This window comes from Kitasatospora kazusensis, from assembly GCF_039529945.1.
Taxonomy (GTDB): domain Bacteria; phylum Actinomycetota; class Actinomycetes; order Streptomycetales; family Streptomycetaceae; genus Kitasatospora; species Kitasatospora kazusensis.
The window spans coordinates 1-25,433 of the sequence record NZ_BAAANT010000066.1 but is presented as its reverse complement, the minus strand read 5'-3'; the positions used below and the strand labels follow the sequence as shown (position 1 = coordinate 25,433).

Annotated in this window: 17 protein-coding genes and 1 pseudogene; 6 read left to right on the top strand and 12 right to left on the bottom strand. The window is 71.3% G+C overall.

The window, feature by feature from the left end:
• Positions 1-37 precede the first annotated feature (37 nt).
• From ABD330_RS30335 to ABD330_RS30325, 3 genes are all read right to left on the bottom strand, one after another.
• Positions 38-328, bottom strand: coding sequence for a hypothetical protein (locus ABD330_RS30335; RefSeq protein WP_344469507.1), 291 nt, complete (start codon positions 326-328; stop codon positions 38-40).
• A 136-nt stretch (positions 329-464) separates the two neighbouring features.
• Positions 465-1,025 (bottom strand): hypothetical protein, encoded by a 561-nt coding sequence (locus ABD330_RS30330; protein ID WP_344469506.1) that lies wholly within the window; start codon positions 1,023-1,025, stop codon positions 465-467.
• 127 nt (positions 1,026-1,152) lie between these two features.
• Positions 1,153-2,826, bottom strand: coding sequence for a replication-relaxation family protein (locus tag ABD330_RS30325; RefSeq protein WP_344469505.1), 1,674 nt, complete (start codon positions 2,824-2,826; stop codon positions 1,153-1,155).
• Between the two features lie 95 nt (positions 2,827-2,921).
• On the opposite strand from ABD330_RS30325, the gene ABD330_RS30320 reads away from it, so the two are divergent.
• The 6 genes from ABD330_RS30320 to ABD330_RS30295 all read left to right on the top strand — a co-directional run bounded on the left by ABD330_RS30320 (position 2,922) and on the right by ABD330_RS30295 (position 12,975).
• Positions 2,922-4,121 (top strand): restriction endonuclease-related protein, encoded by a 1,200-nt coding sequence (locus ABD330_RS30320; RefSeq protein WP_344469504.1) that lies wholly within the window; start codon positions 2,922-2,924, stop codon positions 4,119-4,121.
• Positions 4,118-7,486 carry a hypothetical protein gene (locus ABD330_RS30315; protein WP_344469503.1) on the top strand — a complete coding sequence of 1,123 codons (3,369 nt, stop codon included), beginning with the start codon at positions 4,118-4,120 and terminating at the stop codon, positions 7,484-7,486. The genes ABD330_RS30320 and ABD330_RS30315 overlap by 4 nt, the downstream gene beginning before the upstream one ends.
• Positions 7,483-10,248 carry an RNAseH domain-containing protein gene (locus ABD330_RS30310; protein WP_344469501.1) on the top strand — a complete coding sequence of 922 codons (2,766 nt, stop codon included), beginning with the start codon at positions 7,483-7,485 and terminating at the stop codon, positions 10,246-10,248. The genes ABD330_RS30315 and ABD330_RS30310 overlap by 4 nt, the downstream gene beginning before the upstream one ends.
• Before the next feature lie 460 nt (positions 10,249-10,708).
• Positions 10,709-11,377 (top strand): hypothetical protein, encoded by a 669-nt coding sequence (locus tag ABD330_RS30305; RefSeq protein ID WP_344469500.1) that lies wholly within the window; start codon positions 10,709-10,711, stop codon positions 11,375-11,377.
• 80 nt (positions 11,378-11,457) lie between these two features.
• A complete protein-coding gene (locus ABD330_RS30300; RefSeq protein WP_344469499.1) occupies positions 11,458-12,030 on the top strand; it encodes an SMI1/KNR4 family protein in 573 nt (190 codons plus the stop codon).
• Positions 12,031-12,462: 432 nt separating this feature from the next.
• Complete coding sequence (locus tag ABD330_RS30295) at positions 12,463-12,975, top strand: hypothetical protein (RefSeq protein WP_344469498.1); 513 nt, start codon at positions 12,463-12,465, stop codon at positions 12,973-12,975.
• On the opposite strand, the gene ABD330_RS30290 is transcribed toward ABD330_RS30295, so the two are convergent.
• The 9 genes and pseudogenes from ABD330_RS30290 to ABD330_RS30250 form a co-directional block, all read right to left on the bottom strand.
• Positions 12,944-13,270 carry a hypothetical protein gene (locus ABD330_RS30290; protein ID WP_344469497.1) on the bottom strand — a complete coding sequence of 109 codons (327 nt, stop codon included), beginning with the start codon at positions 13,268-13,270 and terminating at the stop codon, positions 12,944-12,946. The two genes, ABD330_RS30295 and ABD330_RS30290, sit on opposite strands and share 32 nt — an antisense overlap.
• Positions 13,271-13,601: 331 nt before the next feature.
• Positions 13,602-13,889, bottom strand: a complete 288-nt coding sequence (locus ABD330_RS30285) for a hypothetical protein (RefSeq protein ID WP_344469496.1) — start codon at positions 13,887-13,889, stop codon at positions 13,602-13,604.
• 605 nt (positions 13,890-14,494) lie between these two features.
• The gene (locus ABD330_RS30280) at positions 14,495-18,697 is read right to left on the bottom strand and encodes an NACHT domain-containing protein (RefSeq protein ID WP_344469495.1); all 4,203 of its coding nucleotides are present in this window, start codon (positions 18,695-18,697) and stop codon (positions 14,495-14,497) included.
• A gap of 778 nt (positions 18,698-19,475) precedes the next feature.
• Positions 19,476-22,259, bottom strand: a complete 2,784-nt coding sequence (locus ABD330_RS30275) for a PKD domain-containing protein (protein WP_344469494.1) — start codon at positions 22,257-22,259, stop codon at positions 19,476-19,478.
• Positions 22,260-22,805: 546 nt separating this feature from the next.
• Positions 22,806-23,228, bottom strand: a complete 423-nt coding sequence (locus ABD330_RS30270) for a hypothetical protein (protein ID WP_344469493.1) — start codon at positions 23,226-23,228, stop codon at positions 22,806-22,808.
• A gap of 207 nt (positions 23,229-23,435) precedes the next feature.
• Positions 23,436-23,741, bottom strand: a complete 306-nt coding sequence (locus tag ABD330_RS30265) for a hypothetical protein (RefSeq protein WP_344469492.1) — start codon at positions 23,739-23,741, stop codon at positions 23,436-23,438.
• 15 nt (positions 23,742-23,756) lie between these two features.
• Entirely contained in the window at positions 23,757-24,155 is a 399-nt protein-coding gene (locus ABD330_RS30260; protein ID WP_344469491.1) for a hypothetical protein, read from the bottom strand.
• A pseudogene (locus ABD330_RS30255) lies at positions 24,152-24,595 on the bottom strand (transposase); the annotation flags it as partial. The pseudogene ABD330_RS30255 and the gene ABD330_RS30260, both read right to left, overlap by 4 nt.
• 77 nt (positions 24,596-24,672) lie before the next feature.
• On the bottom strand, positions 24,673-25,433 hold a 761-nt coding region (locus ABD330_RS30250), incomplete at its 5' end, for a group II intron maturase-specific domain-containing protein (RefSeq protein ID WP_344469490.1).

Genomic DNA, 25,433 nt, shown 5'->3' with positions numbered 1-25,433 from the left:
CGCGGCTTCTTCTTCCCCATGCTCTCCATGATGGACATCATCCTTCCGGGGCCGAAGCCCCTGATCTCAGGTGTCCGTCAAAGCGGATCAAGCCCACGTGGTCCACCGTGTCCGGTGTGTCGTGCCGCACGCAGTGCTGGGCGAGCCACCGGTCGTCACGGCCCACCGCGTAGACGCTGATGAGCCCGTGCCTGCTGACCATCTGCTCCCAGTGTCCGGCCTGGCTGGTCTCGACCCAGTTCTTGCACCGCTTGTTGGGCCGCGTCCGGGCGATGCACTGGATGCCGTCGATCGGGTGGGGGCCGATCCACAGCCGGTCGTTGATCACGAACAACATCGGGGGGCCGCCGGCCCGGACTCTCGCTCACGCCATGGATCCCGCCAGACGGCACGGCCTGCCCCGGGCGGACTTGGTCCCCCCGGTCGGCCACCAGTGCGGCGCAGCTGGCCTGTCTGGCTCGCAGTCAGCCGGCGGAGGCGGACTCCGGCACGGTTGGCGGCTCCGGCTCCGGCTCCGGTACGGGCTGTTGCTGGGGCAGGGTCAGGTTCTCGGATCCGGCCTGCGCGGTCCACGCCGCGAGCCAGGCACGGAGTTCCTCTTCGGTGTAGTGGCCCGTCCCCGTCTTGTCCTGCACGCCCTCGGGAAAGGGGATTCCGCGCCGGATGGAGCGGGCACGGTACGTCCTGGTGGTGCTCGCCTTCCAGGGCAGCAAGCCCCGGGCCCATGCCTCTTGGAGGGTGTACCTCTCGAGGCCGTCGGGCCAGCCCCGCTCACTGGGAGGTTCCGGGGCGGGCTGGACCGGCGGGACGACCGGGCTCACGCCGCAGACGTGGGGACGATCCTGGGCCAGCAGAGGCTGGAGCCGTGCCAGCACCCGGGCCAGGGATGCACCCGGCGCCCCGTCTGCGGCAGCCTGGGCGGTCAGTTCCACCACGTGGGCGTCGGCCAGGCGTACCTCGGCGATCGCCTGGTTCCGGGCTTCAACGGCATCGTTCAGCGCCTTGAGGCGAGAGGTCCACTCCATGTCCCTGCTCAACGACCCGGGCCCGCCCAAGGTGCTGCCCTCGGCCGACCCTGCCGTCGGGCCGGGAGCGCAATCGTGGCGGGCGACTGCGACCCGGCCGGTGTTCGGGCCCGGGGCGGGCCAGCCCTCATGCGGCGCGGTCCTTCACCGGGTGGAGCTTGGCGTGCAGCACCCGCACATCCCACCACGGATCGTCCGGGGCGGAGAGCAGAGCGGCGACCTGCTCGCGCTTGGTCGGGGCGGGCAGCACCAGCGGGCCCAGCTCCTGCACCTCCTGGTCGCTGACGCACTGCGGGCACTCCAGCCGGTCGGGGCCTGCCTTCCCGGTCAGCTCCAGCTCTGAGTCGGCCTTCCCGCCGATGGAGCCCCAGCACGTCCAGCACGGGCGCAGCTGCGCGTTGGCCGCGCGGGCCGCTTCCAGCCGTCGTGCCTGGGCCTTGGCCTGGCGCTCCTCCTGGCGCCGCTGCTGCTCCTTCTCGTGGCAGTCCCAGCAGCGGCCACCCGGGCGGCGGGTCCAGATCTGTCGTCCCTTGGAGCCGTACTCCTCGGTGCTCTGGTTCAGGGGCACACTCCCGCAGTCGGCGCACGCCAGGGTCCTCATCCACTCCTGGTGCTCCTGGTCGGCCTTCTCCTCCCGGGCTTCCTGACGCTCGTCGTAGGCCTCGCGGGTGTCCGGGCCCTCCAGCGCGTCCAGCAGGGAGTGCCGGCCTTGGCGGCCGTAGCGCCACCACACCGGCCCGAGCGGTCCGTGCTCGGCCAGCAGCTCCAAGGTGGTGCTGATGACCGGCACCGCGTCGTCGTACTCGCGCCAGCCGTCCCCGTCCGCGTTGTGGGTGCGGATGGTCCACCAGCTGCCGCCCCAGGCGTCGCGGGCCAGGTTCGCCACCGCCTGCTGTCGGTTAGCCAGGGCCACCGGTCCGGCGTCGGTGACGACCAGGGCGACCGGCGGGTAGCCGGGCCGGGTGTGACCGGGCCAGGTCCGGCGCCACCAGTGCACCGTGCGGTCGGCGCTCTCCTGGTCGGCGAGGGCCGGGTCGTTGTCGCGGACCTTGGTGCGGAACAGCTCGCGGTACCGGGGGAACTTCGCGGCGACGTCGGCCGGGGCCATGGTGGAGCGGTCGACCTCGACCATCAGCACTGGCACCCCGATCTCCGGGGCCTGCCACACGCCGTCCGGGCGCACCTTGCGTCGGCCGCCCGGCAGCGGGAACTCGGTCTCGGTCGACCAAGACCGTACCGTGCCGACCCCGCCCGCGGCCCCGGGCGCGCTGCCGCCGAGAACGAAGGCGAGCACGGTCTCGTTGACGGCCATCGCGTGCTGGGCGCCGGAGCGGCCGGCACCCCGGGCGGTGCCGCCCATGTCGGAGCGGGGCAGGCCAAGGACGTGCCCGGCCGCCTCCAGTCCGGCCATGCCCTCCAGCCGCCACGTCTTGTGCCGGTCCTTGGTGTTGCCGTCGGAGGCGACCAGGCCGTGCAGCGCGAGGTCGCCGAGCGCCTGCCGGATCGCCTTGTTCGACGCCGCGCCGGGGCACAGCAGGCGCTGGAGCTGGTCGGCAGTGGCGACCTTGAGGACGCCGAGCGCGCCGAGGACGTCGGAGCGCAGGACGTTGGTCGAGCCGTTCGGGTTGGCCGCGCCACGCCGGAACGCGATCCGGCCCGGCCGGGACGGCTCGGCCACCTCGGCAGCCGACAGCTCCAGTACGTGGTGGAGCAGCAGGACGTCCTGTTCGGGGTCGGTGAAGTGGGCGACCGGGCCCAGCGGGCGGGGTCCCGCCGCCGTGTGGACTCGGTGCCGGATCACTGGATCGGGGGAAGTGCCCAGAACTCCCGTGCCCTCCCACAGGGCGGAGGGGTTGATGCTGCGGCATGGGCTCGATGTGGTGCGGGGAGGACCGGGTGTCGGCGGTGGCCGGGACGGCGACGGCCGTTCAAGAACTCGACGAAGATCAGCGCGCGGCGCTCGATGCCTGCGTGGTCGCGGCACTGGCCTTGAGTAGCAGTGAGGGCGAGGCTCGGGGGCGGATGCGGCTGCTGATGGAGTGCTATGGCCGCTACGTGCGTTCTTTCGGTGTCCTTGCGTCGGCGCCGTCGTACGAGGTGTTCACCGGGCGGCTGCGCGGAACTCGGGTGGCCGACCTCCTGCCGGGACGGCCCCAGGGGTCGGTGCTCGACGAGCTGTGGCTGCTCGATGGCGACGGCATGCCCAGCTCAGCGCTGCACCGGCTGGCGGTGGAGGCTGCCGAGCATGGCCACCAGGCCCCGGGGATCGGCGCCGACATCCGACATCTGCACAGCCTGCTGCGGGCGGTGGGAATGCTGCCGGCGAGTACCGGGTTGTCGCGAATTTCCGGTGAGACCGTCCAGCACGCCGTCTTCCGCGCGCTGAGGGCCGCGGGCTTCGAGGCGTACACCCGGGGCCGGGAGGCGATGGTGCGCACGCCTGTCCTGACGCGGCGTGAGCTGTCCCGAAACACCGTGCTGGTCGAGCTGGGCGCGTACACCAAGATCTCCCCGACGCGGCAGTTCGGCGGCCTGTGGGCGACGTGCCCGATGTGCAAGTGGACGATGCGGGCCACCTTTCGCCCCAGCGGCGCGGTGGACCTCGAGTGCGAGGACGAGCGCCACAGCCTGCTAGGTGCCCGCTACCGGGCCGAGCTGGCTGCGGAGAGCTGGCGCCTGTCCCCGCGCGGCGAACTGCGCACCGTGCCGGAGCTGCTGCCCGTGGAGGGCTGCGTGGCGCTGCCCTACGCCCTGTGGCTGTGGGTGACGCTCCCGGGCCTGCTGGAGGTCGAGCTGCGTGACCGGCTGGTCGCCTCGGGCGCGCAGGTGCGGCTGTGGCCGTTCGGCGACGCCTACGACCTGCACGTCACCCGTCCTGGTCGGTCCCGGACGTGGCGCGTGGACGTCAAGACCTGGGCCGACCCGTACGGGCTGGCCCAGAAGCTACGCGAGGACCCGGAGGGGCCCGGCGAGCTGTGCTTCGTGGTGCCTGAGCACTTGCGCGGGTACCTGCCGCTGCTGCGCCGGGCGGTGCGGGGCAGCGGCGCCCGTGTGCTGACCGACACCGATCTGGTGGCGGAGGTGGAGGGAGCGTGAGCAGGACCCTGGCCGCAGCTCTGGCCCTGGCCGAGCACCTGCTGCCCGCCCGGTTCCGCGACGGACAGCAGGTGGTGCGCGTCGCGGACGCCCACGTCCTGCTGAGCGGGCACGCGCCGCGCGTCGTGGCTGCATGGGAGAGGTGGCCCGAGGTGGACAAGCAGCGCCTGGGCGCGCTGCTGGGCATCCGCCACCGGGGGGAGGCGCTGCTGCACCATGTCGAACGGGCCGTCCACGATGTCTTCCACACCCCGGACGTGGACGACCTACTGCCCTCCCTCTACGCGCTCAGGTGCAGCGAGCGGGGGCGGGCGCTCGAAGTGCTGCCCGTTCACGGGCAGCATCCCGCGGACGTCGCCGACCGCCTGCTCGCGGCGACCGGGCGCCGGCGGGCTCTGCGGGTCGCCAGCGGATCGGGCTGGTCGGCGCCGACCTCGCACGGGCGGGTCCAGCTCGCCTTCCCCGACGAGCAGGGGGTGTACAGGCCGCCCCGGGTCGTGACCGCGCCGTCGGTGGACCTGGTGGTAGACGCCGACGAGCTCGGCTGGCAGAGCCGGGACACCGACCAGGACATGGAGGGCCCGGCCTTCCGCGAGAAGCAGATCGCGCTGCTGCTGCGCGGGACCATCGGGGGCGGACAGCGCCCCCTGGAGCCCGTCGTCCTGCCGCCGGGACGCATGCACCTGCTGAGCGCGCCTCCGGGCGTGGGCAAGAACGTCTTCGGCCGGGGGCTGGCGATCCAGCAGGCAGGCCTGGATCGCACCACCGTGCTGGTGGTCAGCGACAACGGCGACGTGTACGGCGAGGCCGCCACCTTGCAGCAGGAGCTGCGGGCGGCGGGCGTCAAGGCGACGGCCACGCCGTTCATCGCCCCCAACAGCCGCTATGCCTTCGCGCTGCGCTCCGCCGCGAAACTGGAGGGAACCGGCGTGCCGCTGGCGCGGGCGTCGGCGAGCATCGCCTTCCTCATCGACAACTCCGCCTACGGGTGCGCCGCGCAGGCGCAGCTCGAGGGCCGCGACGCCTTCGAGGGCGGCAGGGAGCCGTGCACGGTCACCGCGTCGGACGCTTTCGGCCAGCCGGAGCGGGCGCTGTGCCCGTACGTGTCGTCCTGCGGGAAGTTCTCCCACGTCGAGGCCGCGACGACGGCCAGGATCATCGTGACCACCCACGCGTGCTTCCAGTCCGGGATGATCAAGGTTCCGGTGGAGGTCGACGGGGAGGTCTGCAACAGCATCAGCGTGCGGGAGTTCCTTCTGCGCCTGGCGTCCTACGTGGTCGTCGACGAGGTCGACGCCTACCAGTCGAAGGGGTTCGACGAGTGCGGCGTGCTGGAGCTCGCGTCCCGCTCCCGCCCGAACACGGTGCTGCGGCAGATCCGCGACAGCCTGCACCAGGCGCCGCCGCGGCTGGCGGTGGCGGTGCGCCGGCCGCTGACCCGGGCGGTGTTCCTGGCCGAGCAGTTGCTCGACCTGGTGGCCGGCGAGGAGGTGTGCACCGAGGTCGCCCAGGCGCGGGCTCTGGCCCGCGGGCAGGACCCGCGCCGGGCCCGGCAGGTGGTGCAGGACCGCAAGCGCTGGTACCAGCCCCACCGGTGGGACCGGCACCTGCTGGAGAACCTGATCGGAGTGGATGCCGAGGCCGCGGCCACTGCGGAGCAGGCTGAGTGCCTGCAGGCCCTGCTCCCGCGCGTGGCCACGCGGCCGGGCGACCGGCCCTCCCGTGCCGTGCTGCCGGATCGACTGCTGCCCGTCCCGGACGTGCTTCAGCGGATGCTCACCATCGACGAGGGCGGCGAGTGGCGACTGGCCCCTCTCAAGGACGAGTTGCGGGAGATCGTCTCCGCCGCGCTGCCCGCCTACGCCGCCACCAAGGGCGGAGGCGACGGGGCACCCGTCGAATCGGCGGTGCCGGCGCAGCGCGGGCCCGGCGGTCCGGGGCCGGTGGGGGTGATCACGCACGCCGAGGCCACTGCGGGCGTCCTGCACGCGCTGATGATGAAGGCGTGGCTGACGGCCATCGTCCACACGATGTTCGACCTGACGGACCGGGCGGGCGAGCTCGCCGGGCACGGCATCGACGCGGCCTCCACGCTCGCCGACGCGATCGGCCACCAGGGCGCCGGCACCGTCGTCCCGTTTGGCCCGCTGGGCCGCCAGCTGGGCGGGTTCCGCTTCGAGGGGCTGGACGACCCGGGCGGACATGCGAGTTTGAAGATGGAGGTGCTGCGCGCCGACCCCCACACCGAGACGCAGTTCCTCGGCAGCGTCGTCTCCCTCGCCCTGAGCGGCCGCCAGCGCACCGTGGTGGGCATGTCCGCCACCGGTTACATGCCGGGCGCGGCTCGCACCCACCTGCTCGCCCGCCCCGACTGGGCCATGCCCGACACCCTCCAAGGCGGCCTGAGTATCTTCAACAGCACTCCCGTCGCCGACGGGAAACTCCTGGCCGTCGGCAGCACGCCCTACCGCGAACGAGACCAGCGGGTCATCTCGCTGGCCGCCGGCTACGCGCCGGGCCTGGTCCGCGACCTGGCCCGGCTGGCCGCGGATCCGCGTACCCGGCACCGCGCGCGGGCGCTGGTCACCGTCAACTCCTACCGGCAGGCCCGCCTGTTCGCCCAGGCCCTGTACGACACCGCGCTCGCCCTCGGACGGCGGCTGCGGATCTACGTCGCCGTCGCGGACACCCCCGACCCCTCCCTGCCGCCGGTGTGCGACGCGATCGGCCAGCTCACCCGCGACCGTTTCTCGGAACTGGCCGACCTCGACGGCGAAGTACTCATCTCGCCTCTGCCGCGCACCGAACGGGGTCTGAACGTACTAACCGTGTTCGAGGGCGTCGCCGTCTCCGCCATCACCCTGATCGCCATGGCTGTGCGGCCGGTCATGCCGGCCGACGAGGCACCGGTGCTGGCCGCCAGCGTCGCCGCCCGGGCCTGGCGCGACACCGCTCCCGGCGACGACCCCGCCGCCGTCCTGGCCCGGGCCCGCGCGGCGGCCGAGGCGCACCTGCACCTCAACCTGAATGCGCCCAAGCGCTTCTCCGCCCTGCCCGACGAGCTGAAGCATGAACTCGTCGCCACCCTCCTGGGCCAGAGCGTCCAGCTGGCCGGCCGCGGACGCCGCGGGCAGACCCACGTCGAGCTCCACTTCATCGACGGCGCCTTCCACGACCCGACTTGGGGATCCGACCTGCCCACCCTGGTACGGGGACTGCTCGAGCAATCCCCGCCAGGCGACCTCGCCCAGCTCGGCGCCTGCTACGGCCACACCATCGAGGAAATCACCGAATACGCCCACGCCCAGCACCTGCTCCCCGCGCTGCGCGCGGGCTTCCACTTCTACCTGGGAGAGTACGCATGAGCCGCCCGCTCGACAGCGTCGCCCGCAAGCAGGCCCGCCTGCTGCAGTTCCGCACCGCACCATCCGACCTGGGGCAGGTAATCGCCTACCGGCCCGACGCCGGTGCCCTGGACCTGGCCGGTGAGCTTGCGCAGGAGTACAAGCGCAACGTCGGCTCCGGCCTGGAGGTGCAGCCGCCCTACCGGGCACTGGAGTCCGTTCTGCGCGCGGCAGCGGGCACCTGGGCGCGCTGGCAGTGGAACGACGACGGCTACGAACTGCTGTGCGCGGCGCCGATCAGCGCCGAGGACCGGCGCGACGTGTTCAGCTACTGGGCCGAGGCCGTGGTCCCCGGCCCCGACGGCCGGCGCATCGGCGAGCAGCTGGCCGAACTCCTCGCCCGGGCCGAGCCCCGCCCCGCCGTCCTGCCCGAGCCGCCCCGCGCCGGCAGGCGCTCACGCGGCTGGTGGCCGGGCGAGCTCGCCCGCTGGCGCCTGGCCGAGGAGCTTGCCGCACTCGAGTGGCCCCGCAACAACGGCACGCCCGTCCGCTTCTCCCTGTGCACCGACGGCCGCCTGGCCGCGATCGGCCACGAGCTGCCCGCCGAACCCGACCGCAAGGGCATCGTGCGCCACCTGCTGCCCCGGATCACCATCGGCACCGCCGCCAGCGGGCACTCTGGGCGCCACGCACTGACCGTCAACGCCGTCACCACCCTCCTCGCCACCTCCTGGAAGGGCGTCGCCACCGTCCTGCTGGCCAACCCCGACCAGCCGCTCGTGGTCGCCGCGGCCACCGACGGCCCGCCGTGGAAGCGCCGCCTGAACGTCCCCGCGGTCGCCGCCAGCCGCCGCTTGGCCGCCCTGCCCCGCCTGAGTAGGAACGTGCCGCCCTTCCCCGAGCACCTCGCCGACGACGCCCTCGCCGATGCCGCCCTGGGGCCGGTGTGGGCCGTCGCCCCCGCCAGCGTCCGCACGCCCGGGCTGGGCCGCGGACACGGCATGGAGTTCTTCCGCCGCCTTGAGGAGGCCATCGACGGCCGGTGCGAGAAGTACAGCCACCGCAACCCCGTGTTCATCGAGGTCCCCGGTATCAAGGTGCCGCCCACCGAGAGCGGCTCGCGCGTCAGCGGACCCATCCCGCTGGAGTGGATCCCCGCGGCGCTGGACGCCGCCAGCGTGGGCACCCTCCTCGTGCCCGTCCTGTGGAGCACCGATGAGGTCCGCACCCGGGTGAAGGCCGCGATCGCCGCCCAGTGGGGCCCTGGCGAGGGCTGGAAGGCCGTCGAAGGCGTCGCCGAACCAGCGGTCGGCGGGCGCATCGAGGTCGTCTTTCTCCACGACAAGGCTGGCGTGCTGGGCCACGGACCGCGTACCAGCGTGGAACGCGAGCGGGACCTGGCCCAGATGCTCGCCCCCTACACCCGCGAGGACACCCTCGTCGCGGCGATCTGCGAGACAGACTGGGACCCCGACCGCTGGTACCCGAGCGTCGAAGACCGCGAGAAAGCCGAAGCCGAGGACGGCAAGTGGCCCTCTAAGCAGGCTCTCGCGCGCCTCGCCGCGACCTCCCAGTACATCAAGCAAGCCCCGCCGCCGGTCCCCACCCATACCCGGGAGGGCAAGCCCTACAACGAGAACTACCGCGCAAAGAAGGTCGCCTCCCGCCAGAACGGCCTGGACAGCTCGACCGCGAACGTGCTGCGCGAGATCCTCAGCGGTGCCGGCGCCACCGACCACCGCCTAGGCGCCGCGTTCGGGAAGCTGCCGCTTGAGAACTGGTGGCACATCGGCGTCCACGTCCGCCGCCACGCCCAGCGCCGCACGCCCGGCCGGCCCCGCAGCACCGAACCGGCACCGATCACCGCGACCCTCACCGCCATGCGCCCCACCGGCGGGAAGGACGACCCCTGGCAGATCTGGGCCTACAGCCCACAGGCCGGGCGGTGGCTGTCCCACAGCCCGGCCGTCACCGCGCTCCACGCCGCCGACCTCGCCTGGGACGTCACCGGCTACCGTGCCGCCGCGGACGAGACCCTCCAAGCCCGCGCCGCCGCGGACATCGTCGAGCAGGCCCTCATCGCCACCCGCACGCAACTATCCGTGCCAGCCCCCGCAGTGCTCTACGTCGACGGCGACAGCGCCGAGTACATCTGGGCGGGCCTCACCGACGAAGCCCTGGGCCAGAACCCGCCCTCCAACCTGTCCCGCCCGGCGTCGTGGCTGCCCGGCCACAGCCTCCCCCGCGCCCAACGCCCCCTTGCCACCGTCCGCGTCATCGGCGACCTGGAACGCATCGGCCGCCCCACCGGAGCCCACATGCGCACCAGCGACGGCACCTGGCGCGCCACCGACACCACCAACAGCCTCTTCCAGCTCACCACCGACGACGGCACCCTCACTTACCCCGACTTCCTGCTCGTCAACGTCCCCCGCGTCTGGGCCGCCGGCCCCGCCGGCCGCTTCGGGAAAGACGAGACACGCTTCGACAGCGGCAGCCAGAGCAAGAACGGCTACGCCCACACCGCCACCCGGTTCACCGTCATCGCCCAGAGCGCCAGCGCCGACTGCGACCTCATCGGCGCTGTCGCCGCCGTCCTAACCAACCAGGGCATCACCTCCGATGTCCGCCAAAGCACCCCCACGCCCCTCCATCTCGCCCGCAGGATGGACTCCACCCACCCCTACTACCGCCGCACCGCAGAGAGCCTCGAAGACGCCCCCGAAGCAGCCGACGCTGCCGATGACGGGAGCACCGCGCAGGAGGAGACGGCCAGCCTGTGACCTGGGGCGCGGTGGCATGGACGCGGACACGGCTGGAAGAAGCGCGCCTATCTCGACGCCGCATGCGCGACCCAGAGCTGGTCAGGCTTGCCTGCCCGGCAGGTCGAGGCGCTGGGCGCTCGCGGCCATCTTCCGGAGGAGGCGGCCGCCGGTACCGAGCGAGGTGGGTCGGCGCGGTTCGCCGGTACGCGGGTCGAGGTCGGCGCGCCACTGGATGGCGGCCGGGCGCGTGCTGTTGACGCGGCGTTCGGGCAGCAGCGCGGTGTTGAGCCCCCGGCGGCGCAGGGGGGTGTTGACGAGTGGGGCTCACCAGGCCCGAGAGGCGCGACTCGAAGATCGCTTCCCGGGGTGTAAGTGATCGTTTCCCGAAACAGGAGCCGCGGGCGTCGGCGAACAGGCCCGGCTCGGCTCCCTCGACGCGCGGTCGATGGTGTCGGTGGCGCGCTGTTAAATGGGCGCCATGACCGTTCTTGAGCTGCTGTCTTTGCTGCCCGACCCCGCTGCCCTGCGCGATCGCTGCCGGGCGATCGCGCTTCTCGACACCGTCCTCGACACGTATGCCCCAACTCACACCTTTGTGGCCGGCTGGCGGGACGGTGTTGATCTGGCGTTCATGGACAACGGCTCAGGCGACCAGTACGCGGTCGTGTTCGACCCCGCCGGGGTGTTCCTCTACGGGTTCGATCACGAGAGTGACGCCACTCCATGGCGGGAGGAGGACCGCGCACACTGGCCCGGTCTGCTCGACGGCCTGCCTGCCTCGCTTGCCCACTACACGGAGGCGCCGGAGTTTCAGTGCCACGGGTTCTTCGACGCCACGGTGTGCGCTTGGCGCGAGGACGGAGACACCGAGTGGCGGTGCGGACCGGTGGAGTTCGCCCCTGACGAGTCGGACGGCGCCGACTGGCTGTTCGGCCTCCTCCTGGACGGCAGCCCGGATGCCTACGTGAGCTTCGCCGAGGACTACTTCGAGCGTTCCGTCGATCGGGACGCCGTGGCGGCGGTTCTGGCGGGCTCTCCCCTGTCCCGCGCAACGGTCATATCACTCTCCTCCTCCGCGGACTACGAAGCCATCGCCGAGCAGGCCCGCAGACTGGGCTACTGCATCCCGGACGAGCCTGGGATCTGACCGCTGCGCGGGCCAACTCCGGCGACAGGCAGAGCAGGGGCCGTGGCATGGGCCGGGTTCTGCGTTGGCATTCTGATCGCATGGACGACTTCGCCGGCACTCAAGCACCGCTCCGCCGCCTGACCGATCCCACGGAGGCGATCGCAGCGTTGGAGCTCGCTGTGCCAGGGATGGTCTCGCTCCGGCGGGCGTCCCCGGCAGTCGTCGACTGGCCTGTGCTGGAGGCCGGGCTGGGCATCGCGCTGCCAGTCGACTACAAGCTCCTCTGCGAGCTCTACCCGCCCTTCGTCATCGGCGGCTTCCTGGGCGTCGGAACCCCGGAGCCCGGCGGAGAGACCGGTTGGGTGCAAGCGACACGAGAAGAGCTGGAGACCATCGCGGAGTGGTGCGAGGAAGCCAACCTCGTCGTTCCGCTTCATCCGTTCCCCACCCCAGGAGGTCTGCTCTCCTGGGCGGCGTCACCCCAAGGGGACTTCTTCCTGTGGAGCACCCATCCGACGGACCCGCAGGAGTGGACGGTCACCGTCGCATCGCGAAGCTCCGCCTGGTGGCACTACACCGGCGGGGTGGTCCAGTTCATGGCCGAATACGCCGCAGGTGTGCTTGAGCCTTGGGCGCTGCCCCAGGTCCGACCTGAAGCAGAGGCCTGGTGAACCGTCAGCAACCATGGGCAGGAGGTGATGAAGAGCCCGGCCCCCGACCGCCGTCGGCCCCCACCCCAGTGGCGGCCCCGGCATGCCCACCCCACCGCGAACCGCCCCGAACCGCCGCCTGAGCCACCGGACCTCAGCCGCGAAGGCCCCCCGAGTTCGCACGCGACCTCGAACAAGCCCCTGCAACGCAAAGATCCCGCCCAGTCCTTACGGGCCGAGCGGGATCTCGTGACCATCCACGAGTCAGACTCGTGAACAGTCGTAGGGGCTGGGGGTGGTCATCCGGTCATCCTGGCCCTCTGACCGGGCCGGCGTCAGCCGAATACCGGACGGGAGGGCTGAGGAACTCCCCGCGCTGCTCCTGCCGGACGCGTCACCAGAACGGGCCACCCACCGTGCCCCCTCCACTGGGACGCTCGTTGGCCCGACGTGATGACCGACATCTCTGTCGCGGAGGCCCGCGAGCAGCTGGTCAGCAGTGTGGACCGGGTGCTCGGGGCCCGTGCGGCCGTGGCCGCTGCCGAGGACCAGCTCAGGGTGCAGCTGGGCCGGGCTGCTCCGGCCGGCGTTGCCTTCGAGGTGATCGAGGCCCAGCTCGGCCGTCTGGCGGCCGGTCCCTGCGAGGCGCCCGCCGCTACCGTGCCGCCCTCCCGGGCACCGGAGGACGAGGAAGACCGCGGGGCGCTCCTCCGGGAGGACCTGGCCCGGCAACTGGCCGGGTGCGAGACGAAGAAGGACGCGCTGCTGGTGCTGTACCGCAGGCGCATCGGGCCCGGGGACGGGCGCAGCCGCAACGCGGTCACCGAAGCGCTGCTCGCCGAGCTGCGCGCCCACCGCATCACGCTCGACCGGGGAACGGCGAACCGCTACGTCGAGGCCTTCGCGACGGCGGCCGGCCACAGCCGCCTGCCGGCTACGGGTGCGGGCCGATCAGCGGCACGGTGACGGCCCCGTTGTCCCCACCGTCCTGATCCGGGTCGGTGGTGCCCGCCTGTCCCCACGCCCGGAACAGGCGCCAGGCGCCGGTGCCCCGGTCGGCGTAGGAGTCGAATACCCGCTCGCCGACGTGGCCGGGCAGGGCGTGGTGACGGTGGGTGCGCAGGCCCGGGTGGCGCGGGTCCGCGGCGAGCCGCTCCGGTGCGCGGCGGATCCGGCGCAGCCGGCGAGGGTCGGCGCGGCGGCCGGGCTCCAGGCAGTGCAGGGTGCGGGCGGCGGCGGGGGCGTACTGCAGCGTCGGCATCGGCTTCTCCTTCGTCCGGGCATGGAAAAGGGCCCGCCCCGGGTGGGTCCGGTGGCGCGGCTTCGCGTGGGCTGCGGGCCCGGCTGAGGTAGCTGCGCCGCCGCCTCGCCGATGCCGGGCGGAACGCAGCCACTCGCGGGTGGCTGCCCGCGCTTGACCCCGGCACGCCGCAGCTCCACCGGTTCCTGCTGGCCTTCGTCCCGGCGCAGCATCCTGCGGGTGGGCGGTCCGGGACGTGGTGCCCCGGCCCGGCACGGGCCCGGGAGGGGCCCTGCCCCCGGCCGTTCCGGCGGCCCGTCAGCCGGCTGCTACGGCACGGTCGGGCGCGGGTTCAGTCGCCGGGGTGGTCGGTGTGGGCGGCGTGGTCGCCGAGGGCGGTGAGGAGGTCCTGGAGTGCGGCCAGCGGCTGGTACTCGGGGCGTACCGCCGGGTTCACCCCGCGGGCCTTCAAGGCGTCCCAGATGGAGCGGACGTGGTCGATCAGCGCGGCACGGGCCTCGTACTGGACGTCGAAGGCCTCCGGGCCCAGCCCGCGCAGCGCGGCGCGGTCCAGTTCCTCCACCTCCTGCGCGATCGTCAGAGCCGCCCGCCGCACATCCAGATCCCCGCCCACGCTCACCGGCACACATCCCCCATCGCCACTGACATCCTGCCGACAAGCAGCTTAGACCCTGGAGAACAGGGACCGGAGGCATTCGAACAGCCCTGTGCCCCAACCAACTTGCCGACACACGGCCACCAATCGCGATCCGCCCCGCGACCGGGGCGACGCAGACCGAATCCCCCCCAGCGACCCCCACCGGCCCGGGCTGCGCCCACCCGGCGGTGGAGCAACGCACGGCCTCCGCACGCCGTCCGTCGCGCAGGCAACGAATCAACGGATCGTCGTTTTGGACGCGTCCGAGAGCACCCCCAGAGACGCCCGGCAAGGCCGCTTCCAAGGCCACCCGCAAGACCGCCTCCTGCGGATGTCCGGCCCGGCCGCCCCGTCTGCGGTGCCGGGCGGGGGCGCCCGATCAGCCCAGACGTCGTCATCGATGCGGTCCGGCCGACTCTTCTCCTTGTGCATCGGGAAATGCGGACAGGGGCCGGGACCAGCTCCGTGAGGGCCGCGATGAACGGCGCTGCGGGGTGGTCGGCCGCGATGGTAGCTGCGGCGTGCTGGAGTCGCTGGGTGCGGGCCTTGACGGCGCTGGCGCGTAGAGCTGAAGTGGACCGTCGAGTTCATATGGGAGACGGGCTCCGCTTGCGCCAGTCGCTCTCCTCGCCGGGCAGACGGCAGTCAAGCACGAAGGAGGAGACCGCCACTTGGGCTTGCTGCCCCAATGTCGCGGCCTCCATCGCCTGCTTCCGCCTAATGTCCTCAATGCCGTGGTTGTTCTTGGGGCATTTCCGCGGCTTGTCGTTCCAGCGTGTGCAGTTGAAGTACCCCACCAGAAGCATGCCTCCGGTGTGTGGCTCGGTCAGGTAAGCGGCGAGCTGCTTCTCGGTGGCCTTGGGGAGATCATCGTTCCAGCACCCTTTGCACTCGATGATCACCCTGATGGTGCCCTGCTGTGCCCCTGCTGGCGTCGGCGCCTCGATCTGGATGTCGGTGCGCAGCCCGGGCAGGCCCGTGCGGCGTACCTCGACCTCGCGGTTGACCACGACGCGGTGGCCGCCGATGTCACGTCGGAGGAACGAGGTGACGGCGTCGCAGAGGTCGTCTTCCCAGCACGGCCAGCATTTGGTGTCCTTCCCGAACTTGTCCTGGTCCCTGTTCCAGAGGTTGACTGCGGTTCCGTTGTACCCCTGCAGCTCCTGCTCCAGCGCTCGCAGAGACTCGGTCACGATGTCGAGCAGCTGCCGCTCATCACGCACGATGCGAAGCTGTGCGTCGCCAGCGAGACGGATCAGTACCTCAGGCTGGACAGGCACCGCGTACCGGGCAGCTGCGGCACGAGCAGTAGCACGGGCCTGCATGCGCAGCTGCCACAGGTCGGGGTACTTCTGTGCCAGGTCGCGGAGCTCAGCTGCGGCTTGCGGAGTGTTCTTCGCCGCGAGGATGTTCGGAAGCGACCGCGCCATGTCGGACAGCGTGTCGTTGCTCTCCCTCACGAAGCCCGAGCGGCGCGGCGCTTGGAGAGTGTCAAGGCCGACATGCTCGACAAGCAGGGTGTAGAGGTCTGCGAGGTCCCTCTCGGTCAGCTGCCCGACGGCCGTGGGCCAGCTCCCAGGAGGTGCGGGCATACGGGCGAGGGCTTCCAGGTACTGCTTGAGGGTGGCCGGATTGTCGAGGCGGCGGCGGATAGCGGGCCAGCGGGCGGGAAGGCCTTCGCAGTACAGGGCTGTCCGGGCTGCGAGCATCCATCGGACACATTCGGGTGCGCTCGACACGTGGACGCCAGGGTCCGCGTCGAGGGCCGTGGCCACTTGGTTCAGGGCCTCGATGTCCCCGGTGGATGCAAGCTCTCCCAGAACGGTCTGCCACTGTTCTGGCCTGCGATCCGGATGGCCAGCCCAGACGAGCAGTGAGGGACCGGCCCCACGTTCCGGCAGCGCGGCGAACGAGTTCGCGATGACCCGGAGCGCATCATCGTGCACACCGTCGAGGACTGCGGTCAGCAGCTCCGGAAGGTCGCTGCCTGCCCGCTGCGCGCACTGCGGCAGAACCCGACGCTGCACCCCGCGCGAGCTGGAGTCGTAGGCGGAGGCCAAGGCGACGGCCCAGCCCGCCCACCGGGCCGGATCGGGCGGGAGCGTCGACAGGTCTTCGACGAGGGCGAATGCTGTGAGCTCAGGGACGGTACCGAAGTCGACGGCCCCGTCGGGAATTAGGTCGTCAACGTTCAACGGTGGCACGGTGCGCAGGAGGTGGAGCGCGGCTTGCTCCAGGGAGTGGGCAAGGTCCGTTCCGGCCGACGGGCGAGAGGGTGCCTTGTCCGCGAGGGTCAGGAGAGGCCCGGTCGGGTGGGCAGGCGTGCCGTCGGCGGTGCGGTGGAGCTGACTGACGACCTGCGTCCAGGCACCGCGCACCTGGTCGGCTGGCGTAGCGAGCACCGCATCCAGCGCAACCCGAAGGTCGGCCTCGTTGAAGGTGTTCTGCTGACGCGCATGTTCCTCCTGCTCACGGCGTCCACGCTCCCAGGGCGGTTCCGCCGGCGGGTTGTCCCAGAAGGCTGTGATCTCGCACAGGGCGGGGTGGGCCGCTCGGGCAGCCTGCGCTTGGGCAAGAGCTGTCGGTTCGTCAGGAGGGGGGAAGCGAAAGGCCTGACGGGCGAGATCCTGGTCGAAGACGGACAGTAGGTCCCAGTTCTCCATCCAGTACGGGGCGTCGGCTTGAGGCAGGAACGAGCCGTGCGGCAGGCCACTGAGCAGAGTGAGGAACTGCTCCTTACTGCTGTGCTCGAACAGGTACAGGGCCAGCTGACGGCGTGTCCGCAGTCCAGCGTCCAGAGCCGTGCCCAGGTCCTCCAGAGACGCCCGGATGTCCGTGCTGTGGAGGAGGTCTTCATCCACGGCAAGACCCAGTAGGGCGTCACCGATCGTGGCCAGGAGATCATCTGCCTGAGGGGTCTGGTCGCCGAGGGCGACGGCGCGGGCCAGGACCGCGATCGCCAAGGCGGGGCTCCCGGAGGCTTTGGGGTGCCACAGCGTGCGGCGAGCCCAGAGCGCCGCATCAGCGATATCGGCGATGCCGAGCTGCTCGGGGATCTCACGGCGCAGCATGAACGCCGTGCCGATGTACAACGGATCGGGGTCGCGAACGCGGCCGAGGAAGTCCGCCAAGGTGATGTGGTCGGGTCGCAGTTGGCGCAGGGCCGCGGCGGCGATCTCGGGGGACGCGTCCTGTGACAGTGCACGGATCCTCTGAAGCGCTTCGGTATCTGGGTCCGCGACACCGGCGAGGGCGGCAACCCGGACTTCGGTGTTGAGGTCGGTGTCCTCGGCGAGGATCAGCAGTTCGCTGGTGATTTCGGGGCGGCGGCAAGCACGGGCGATGCTGACTGCCCCGTAGAGCTGGTTCACCTCGGTGGCGGACTGAAGGTGAGGGCGCAGCTGGCCTGCGAGCTGCGGGTGGTCCAGGCGGTGGAGCAGGGTGTGGTCGAGGCGGACGGTGTCGTCGTGCTGGAGAAGGGCCAGTAGCGCCTCGACGGTACGGGCGCGGTCCGCGTCAGTGCGGTTGGGGAGGTCCGCGAGGAGGAGGACGAGCGGGTCGTCCCGCAGCAGGTCTTCGAACACCGTGGCGTCGCTGCTACTGCGCCAGGCCGCTACCTCCTGATGCGCCGGGATGACGTGCCGGGCTTCCCCGTCCCCGACCCACAGGAGCTCCCGCTGGACCTCTGGTTCCATCCCGCGGGTACGCAGGAAGTGGGCGGCCAGGAACTCCCGGTAGCTCTGGTGGGCGAAGGCCCAGCGCAGCTCGCCGAGCGGGACCAGCAGGCTCGACTCGGTCACCCGGCGCAGCTCGGCCAGGGTGCAGGGGACATCGCCGCCCAGGAGCCCCGGCTCGTGGCCGGGAGCCAGGCGGGACAGGTCGAGATCGGTTGGCAGCGACTCGAACCGGTCCGGTGCATCCGACAGTGCTGTGTGGGGCCCGAACTGCAAGGCCGCCGCGAGCCGCGCCGCCACCGCAAGGAGGTGCTCGGGGGAAGTTTGGGAGTGCAGAACCTGGATGTTGTTCGAGCGGCGGGTCTCCGCACACAGGTGCAGGCAGGCATCGAGGTACGCCTGCTCGGTCGTCGCCGGAAGGCTTCCCCTGTCGAGGTAGCTGGTCAGCAGCTGCCGCAATGTCACCGGATGCGTCGCCAGTGCGACCAAGCCGCGCTGCTGAATAACGGACGTGAAGGCGGCGGCATCCTCAACACCCACACGGCGGGCGGCGAGCTCCACATCCTCGCGGGACAGCGGTGCCATGCCCATGATCTTCACCTGGTGCTCCGGCCAGAACCGGCGCAGCTCACCCTCCAGAGATGCTGGCCACCGAGCGGTGCGGCAGGAGATCCGCAACCGCAGCCCCAGCCGCACGTCCTCGTCCAGAGCTTCCACCCGAGCAGCGATCAACTGGTCCAGGACCGACAGGTCATCAAGGCCCTCGTCCAGGCCGTCGAGCAGCACATGCCACTCCCCCGGCACAGCCGACGACTGGAACGCCTTGTCCAACTTCGCAGCAGCGAGCGACACTTCCCTGCAGTCCCCCAGATCCAGCCACCGCACTTGGGAGCCCGCGTCCTCCAAAGCGGCACGTTCCTGCTCCAACGCGACAGACTTACCCAAGCCACGCTCACCACGAAGCACCAGCAACGGCACCTCACGCTCATCCGCTAGCGGCCTGCCGGCAGAGGAGCCCGCGAACACCGACGTCACCGGCCAGCCATACCGATCCGACTCCGGGGGCTCGCCCAGCGGGAGAACCCGCCGCTTCCACGGAAGACGCTGCCACTCCATGACGCCCCACCTCCGAACCGCCCCGACCCACCCAACGTCGATCAGCGCCGCACACCACCCTAGAACCCACCACCGACACACCCTCCCCCTCAGATCTCTGGCACCCCAGCCGGAACAGCACCGGGCACCGCCCACCACTGCACAGCCACCCAGGCAATACCAGCCTCGATCCGTCAGCGGTGATCGCTGGTGTCTGATCGCTTTACTTCGCCCGTTTTGTCCTCTGGGCGAGGTGGCGGCCCGTCGCGTGACGCTGCGGCTGCGCCGGGTTCCACTGGCCCGGTTGCCTGCTTGCTCCTTCCTGGTCTTCGTCGGGACGGTGGTCAGTCAGCTCAGGGCTGGCAGGGCGGAGAGCCGCTGCCAGCAGGTCAGGAAAGCTTCGCGCCAGGGCCAGCTGTTGCTGAGGGAGAACCCCCCCCATACCGCGCGACAGACAGTGACCAGGAGAAGCGACAGAACCGGCTGCGATGGAACGACAGACCATGACGGCAAGCCTTCAGCAGCTGGCCGGCGGCATCCAGCCGCCGGCCACTGCCAGAACACCGACGCCACAGCACCGCCACTCCCCCGAAGCAATCCGGTCGGAGAGAAGCTGCGGTCCAGCCGGACCCTGACGGAACGCCACCGGCGCCGGATGCTCCGACTCCCGGACGGCGGCGGCGAGTCCGCACTCGCCACCGCCGCTCTGCGGGCCGGCGTCGTACGGCTCGCCCACGCGTACGGCGTGCCGTCGGCGCCACGGGACTGACGCCCCGTCGGTCAAGGTCCGGCGGCTGGGTCAGGCGTAGTAGCCCTGGAGGTCCGCGACGACGTCGGTGCTGCCGGCGCGGTTGTAGATCTCGATGCAGCCGTCGCTGCCGACCGGGACCAGCGTCAGGTTGGCCGCCGTCGCTCCCGGCACCAGGTTCAGGCTCGACGTGGTCGGGCGCGCTGCGCCGTCGCCGTACGTGCTGAGGTAGGTGCCGGCGGTCGCGCCGGTGCCGGTGAGGTTGAGCAGTACGGCCCGCGCGCCGGCCGGGACGCCGTTCGTGCCGGCGACCTTCAGGCGCAGCGTGCTGTCGGGGCCGATCTGCGCCGTGGGCGCGCCGACGGCGTGGCGGGTGTCCAGCACGCGGACGGGTGACAGGGCGACATACGCGGTGCCCGACCCGGCGGCCGTTTCGTATCGGCCCTGGAGGTCGACGATCAGGTCCGTGTTGCCGCTGTGGTTGTAGAAGGTGGCGTCGCCGTGGCCGTCGACCGGGACCACGACCAGGTTGGAGACAGTGGAGCCGGCGGCCGGGTTGAGGTCCGAGACCCCGGGGAGCGGGGTGCCGGCGGCGTGGGCGGTGATGAAGGTGCCGGCAGTGGTGTCGGTCGCCGTCACATGAGCCAGTACGGCGGTGGTGTCGGCGTCCTGGCCGAGGTGCACGGTCAGTGAGCCGCCGGGGCCGATCGCGGTCTTGGGGGCGCCGGTGCCGGCGCGGGTGTCCACGATCCGGGTCGGGCCGGTGGCCTCGAAGGTGCTCTCGCCGGTCACGAACCCGTTCGGGGTGTAGTAGCCCTGGAGGTCCGCCATGAGCTGGACGTTGCTGGAGTGGTTGTAGAGGTCCACGTAGCCGTCGTCGCCGACCGCCACCGTGACCTGGTTCACCACGGTCTTCCCGGCGTCGAAGTTGAGGTTGGACGCGCCGGGCCGGCTGGTCCCGTCGGGGTATGCGGAGATGTAGCCGCCGGTGGTGGCCCCGGTCTCCGTCACGTTGAGGGTGACGGCCGTGACCAGCGCGGCCTGGATCCCGTTCGCCCCGCTGACCTTGATCCGTACCACGCCGCCCGGGCCGACCGGCTGGGCGGGAGCGCCGATGCCGTACCGGGTGTCCACCAGGCGTACCGGCGCGACGGGCACGAACTGGGCTCCGACCGTCACCGGCCGCGAGATCGTGGCGGTGCGTCCGCCCTGGTCTGTGATGGTCGCGGTGACGGTGTAGGAGCCGGGCAGCCGGTAGTCGTGCGTGGTGTAGGTGCCCGTGCCGTTGTCCTTGGGCGGCGTGCCGTCACCGAAGTCGAGGCGGATGTCGGCGATCTCCCACGGGCTGGTGGTGCCGCTGAGGTCGAGGGAGGTGGAGAGCGGCTGGCCGTTCGCGCCGGTGCCGACGACCAGCGCGGGCTGGAGCGGCCCCGGCTGCGTCACCCGGACGTTGGTTTGGCCCGACCGCACGGCCCCGAACGGCAGGTGGGCCGTGACGGTGGCGACGGCGAAGTCGGCCTCGGTGGTGAAGGTGTGGGTGACGGTCGGCATCGCCGAGTCCACCGCCGGGGTGCCGTCGCCGAAGTCGAAGGTGTAGCTGACCGGGGAGTTCCACGGGTTGCTGACGACGGCGGTGAAGGTGACCGGCAGTGGCGTCGGGCCCTGCGCCACGTCCGTGGTCAGCACCGTGACCTGGAACGGGTCCTGCATCTCGACCGCGCCGCGGTCGTAGTAGCCGACGCCGGTGCCGGAGGCCGCCAGGCCGGCGACCGCTACCCGCGGGTTGCCCTTGAAGTCGGTGGCGAGTTCGCCGGGGGCGCCGGCGTCGGCGGAGTCCAGGGCGGGGGAGCCCGGCAGCGGCCCGAACATCGACGTGCCGCCGGTCTGGAGGTTCAGCTTCGGGTCGCCCTTGATGTCGTGGGCGCCCTGCCCGGTGGCCTTGGCCAGCGACGCAGGGTCGGAGTAGGAGTCGTTGCCCCACGCGTACGGCTTCAGGTTGGCGAGCGGATTGACGATGTTGTAGTCGAGCGTACTGCCCGGGGTGGATCCGGCGGACAGGGACACCTCGGGTCCGCCGGGCGGGCAGCCCTGGCGCACGGTCCCGTCCCCGCTGAGGATGTTGTTCTCCACCACCGATCCGGTGGACGCGCCGGCCAGGACGACGCTCGAACCGCAGTTCGCGGTGGTCGTGTTGCTGGTGACCACGGTGCCGGGCGCGTCGGTGGCACTCACCGCGCCACCCGCGTTGCCGAGGAGAAGGTCCGTGGTCACGGTGGTGGCGGTCGCGCCGACGGCGGAGACACCCGCTCCCCAGTACGAGATGATCTTGGCGCGGGACACGGTGACGTGGTCGGAACCCGGCTGGACCAGGACGCCGTCCGGCGCCGCCACTCCGGCGGCCGGCCCGCCGGCATGGCTGCTGACGAAGCGGTCCAGGGTCACCCGTGAGGAGTTCGACACCACGATGCCGTCGGACCTGGTCGCCAGGTTGAAGTTCGTCAGGACTACGTCGTGTACGCCGTTGAGGACGAAGGCGTGCGCCCCCAGGTAGTTGACGAGCGTCCCGTTGCCGCCGACCGCCCACCCGGGCGCGCCGGCGATGGTGATCGGCCGCCCGGGCGCGCCCGACCGGGTCAGGTCGACCTCGCCGGGGTAGGCACCAGCGGCGATCTGCACCGTCTGCCCGGGCTGGGCGGCGGCGACGGCGGCCGGGATGCCGCAGTACGGGGTCTGCTGCGATCCGGCGGTCGGGGCGGCGTCCGAGCACTGGCCGGGCCGGCTGTTGTCGACGTACAGGGTGCCGGCATCCGCATGGGCGGCCTGTACGGCCGTCATGGAACCAGCCGTCAGCGCCGCGGTGGCGATGCTGATGAGAAGTCTTCTGTGCAAGGGGTCCCCCGGGAATGCGTGGAGCAGCGGGCCCCTGACCGAGCGGCCCGAGGTCGGATGCCGAAATGATCGGATTATGGCACTGAGGTGGGGTGTCTTCGCATCCGGCCCGGCGGTCCTGACGGCCTGACCAGGAGGAACCGCTCGCCGCCGGGCCGCAGCCGACTCCCGTGGTCAGGACGTTGCGGGTGAGGAGAAGTCGTCGATCGCGACGAGGGCGGCTTCCGGGGCGTCACTGACAAGGACGTGGCCCGCTCCGGGAGGACTGCGAAGCGGGTGTCGGCGCAGGCCGCGGCATAGGCGCGGCCGAACTCGGTGCAGCCATGGTCTTCCCACAGCTCGGCCACGATCCGGATGGTCGGGTCCGTGGCCGGAGAGCGGAAAGCGTTTCGGGTTGCGGGGCTCACCAGCTCCCGCCGTGCGGTGACGGTCATGGTCTGAAGATAGGAGCAGGCGCCGACACCGTCACGGTCTTTCCCCGGCAACATCTGATCACGCCTTGCAGTTCCTTGGCATTTCGTCAGGGTCTGTGTCAGCGGCCATCCGCTCCACCCACTCGCGCTGGGTCATCGCTCGCTCGATGCGGCTGACGATGTCTTTCTTGGACGCCGTGTCCAGGCTCTCCGGAAGTTTGTCGAAGGTGTCGGGAAGGATGTCGAGCAGACCCCAGATCTGTTCGCCGGTCCTGACGGTCAGCAGTTGCTGGCACCTCCACTGCAGCGGTACCTCGGGACGGTGGCTCAGCCGCTGTACGAGCGTGGGAAACAGGTAGTGCGTCGCGTCTGCGGCGAGGTGCTCTTGGAGCCAGTCGGCCGGGAGTCGCCGGCTGAAGCCGTGCACGGCGGCTTCCTGGGCGAGGGCGAGGAGCTGAGCGGTGTCGACGGCTCGGACGGTGCGGGGAAGGGCTGAGGCCATGTCGAGATGATGGCAGGGGCCCGCTGTCGCCCAAAAGGTCAACGGTGGCCAGGCCGGACCGCTTCCCGGCCCTACTCGGCGCCAGTCTCCGGGCAGGCCGGGTACGTACCGCAGCAGCCCGAGACGGGCAGGGCCGCCGGGGCCTTGCAGGCGAGCCGTCCGGTCCCGGTCGCCGAGGGCGACGGTCAGCGGTGTTCGATGGGGTGGTCAGAACGGCGGGCCGGGGTACCAGTCGGCCTCGGCGAGGTCGCTGGCGTAGGGGGAGCGGTTGTCGTCGCCGGGCCGGGTCAGACCGGTGGTGTCGTGGTTCCAGGCGGTCAGGGCATCGATGGCCTGCCGGCGTCGCCACCGTGTGTCGCTGGTGCGCAGGAGTTGGCGGGCACGCTCGGCCAGGCCGTCGCGGTGCCCGGCCAGGCCGGGGTGTTCGCCGAAGGCCAAGGCAGCGGACAGCGCGGTGTCGCGCACGGAGGCGTCCAGATCGTCGAGGAACGGGACGACGGTCAGGTACAGCATCGGCCTGAGTGGACGTTAAGTCCGTTTCTGGTAGCGGCCTCGTCCGGGTTGGGTGAGGAAGCCTTGGCGAGTGAGACGTCCGAGGCGGCTGCGGGTGATGTTGACGGACGCCTCGTCGGTGGGCATGCCGAGGAGTTCGTGCAGCTCGCCTGCCCGGAATACCTGGCCGGGGTGCTGGTTGAAGGCATTCACGATGGCCTGGTAGGTGGTGTTCGTCTCGGGTGGTTCGGGTTCGGTCCCTGCGGGCGTGACCTCCGCGATGATCTTCCGGGCGGTGGCGAGGTCCGTGAGCCGTGCTTCGGTCTCGGTGAGGTCGGCGGTGAGCTCTTCGATCCGGGCGCGTAGTTCTGCGGCGCGGGTGGCGGCCTCGTCCTGCCGGGTCTGGAGGTCTGCCAGGAGTTCGGTGACGTTCACGCGGCCAGTCCGAGGGTGTCGCGCCAGGCCGGGGCGGGTGTGGTGAGGCGGCGGGTCATGTTCGCGGTGGAGGCCCAGTAGACGCGTGAGGCGGAGGTGTCGGGCCGGTGGTCGTACTCGCGGGCGAGGCGCCGGTGCAGCATCAAGGTGCCGTTCGTCTGCTCCACCACCCACCGTTTCGGCTGTGGGACGAAGCCCTTGCCCTGGTCGGCCGGGTTGCGGCGGACGACTTCGACGTCGATGTCCAGCAGTGCACCGTGGATGATCACCTCGTCCTTGAAGCCCTGGTCCACCAGGGCTTTCTCCAGACGCATCCCGCACCGTTCGGCGGCCTGGTCGAGCAGGGCGGTGCCGGCGGCGTTGTCGTGGGCGGAGGCGGCCAGGACGACGACTCCGATGATCAGCCCCATGACGTCCACGGCCAGTCCCCGCTTGCGGCCCGAGTCGGGTAGGTGCGGCGCATTACTGCGCCGCACCCCCCTCAGAACCGTGCGTGCCCGTCGTCCGAGCACACGGCTCAAGCAGACCCCGAAGGCCCGCTGACAGGTTGCAGTGCTATCCGACTGCCGATGCTGGCACCGCGCCAGCGATGGCAGTGGGTGTGGATCAAGCGGAGGGCAACGGCGCTGTCCGGCGTGTTGCGGCCCGGGTCGGCGGTGACCGCGTTCTTGCGGATCGCCTGCCGGGTCACCTTGAGCCACTGCTCCCATTCCGATGGGCTCTGCGGCTCGCGGTCGGCGTGCAGGAGGAGCCCGTCGCAGAGCGGACAGCGGCCGTGCTGCTTCTGCAGCAGACGCAGCCCGGTCGCACTCAGCGGGGGTTTCCTCCTGCGCCGTCGTGCAGCCCAGTACTCGGTCAGGGCCGGGTCGTCGATCGACGCTCGGCCCGGGACCATCTGGTGCCGGATAATCCTGGTCCAGGCGAACTTGGTGAGATGAGCACCGGTCTCCCGGTCCCCGAACACCCAGCGGTCCTGCCTGGACCGGTTGAACCGACCGAAATACCGGGACGCCACCCAGTGCTTCGACTTCTTCGGATGGCTGTGCTTGGCCCACTTGTAGGTGAGCTTCCACATGTGGAAGTCCAGGGAGGCGAACGCTTCGCTGGACACCACGCCCCGGTAGTAGGCGGCCCAGCCCCGGATGATCGGGTTGAGCTTGGCGATCACCGCTGCGGCGTTGACTGAGCTTGCTCCGCTTTGACGGACACCATCGGTGTGGTGGTCAGACCGCGAGGACGCTCTCGTACTCGGCGGGACTGCGGTAGCCGAGGCTGCTG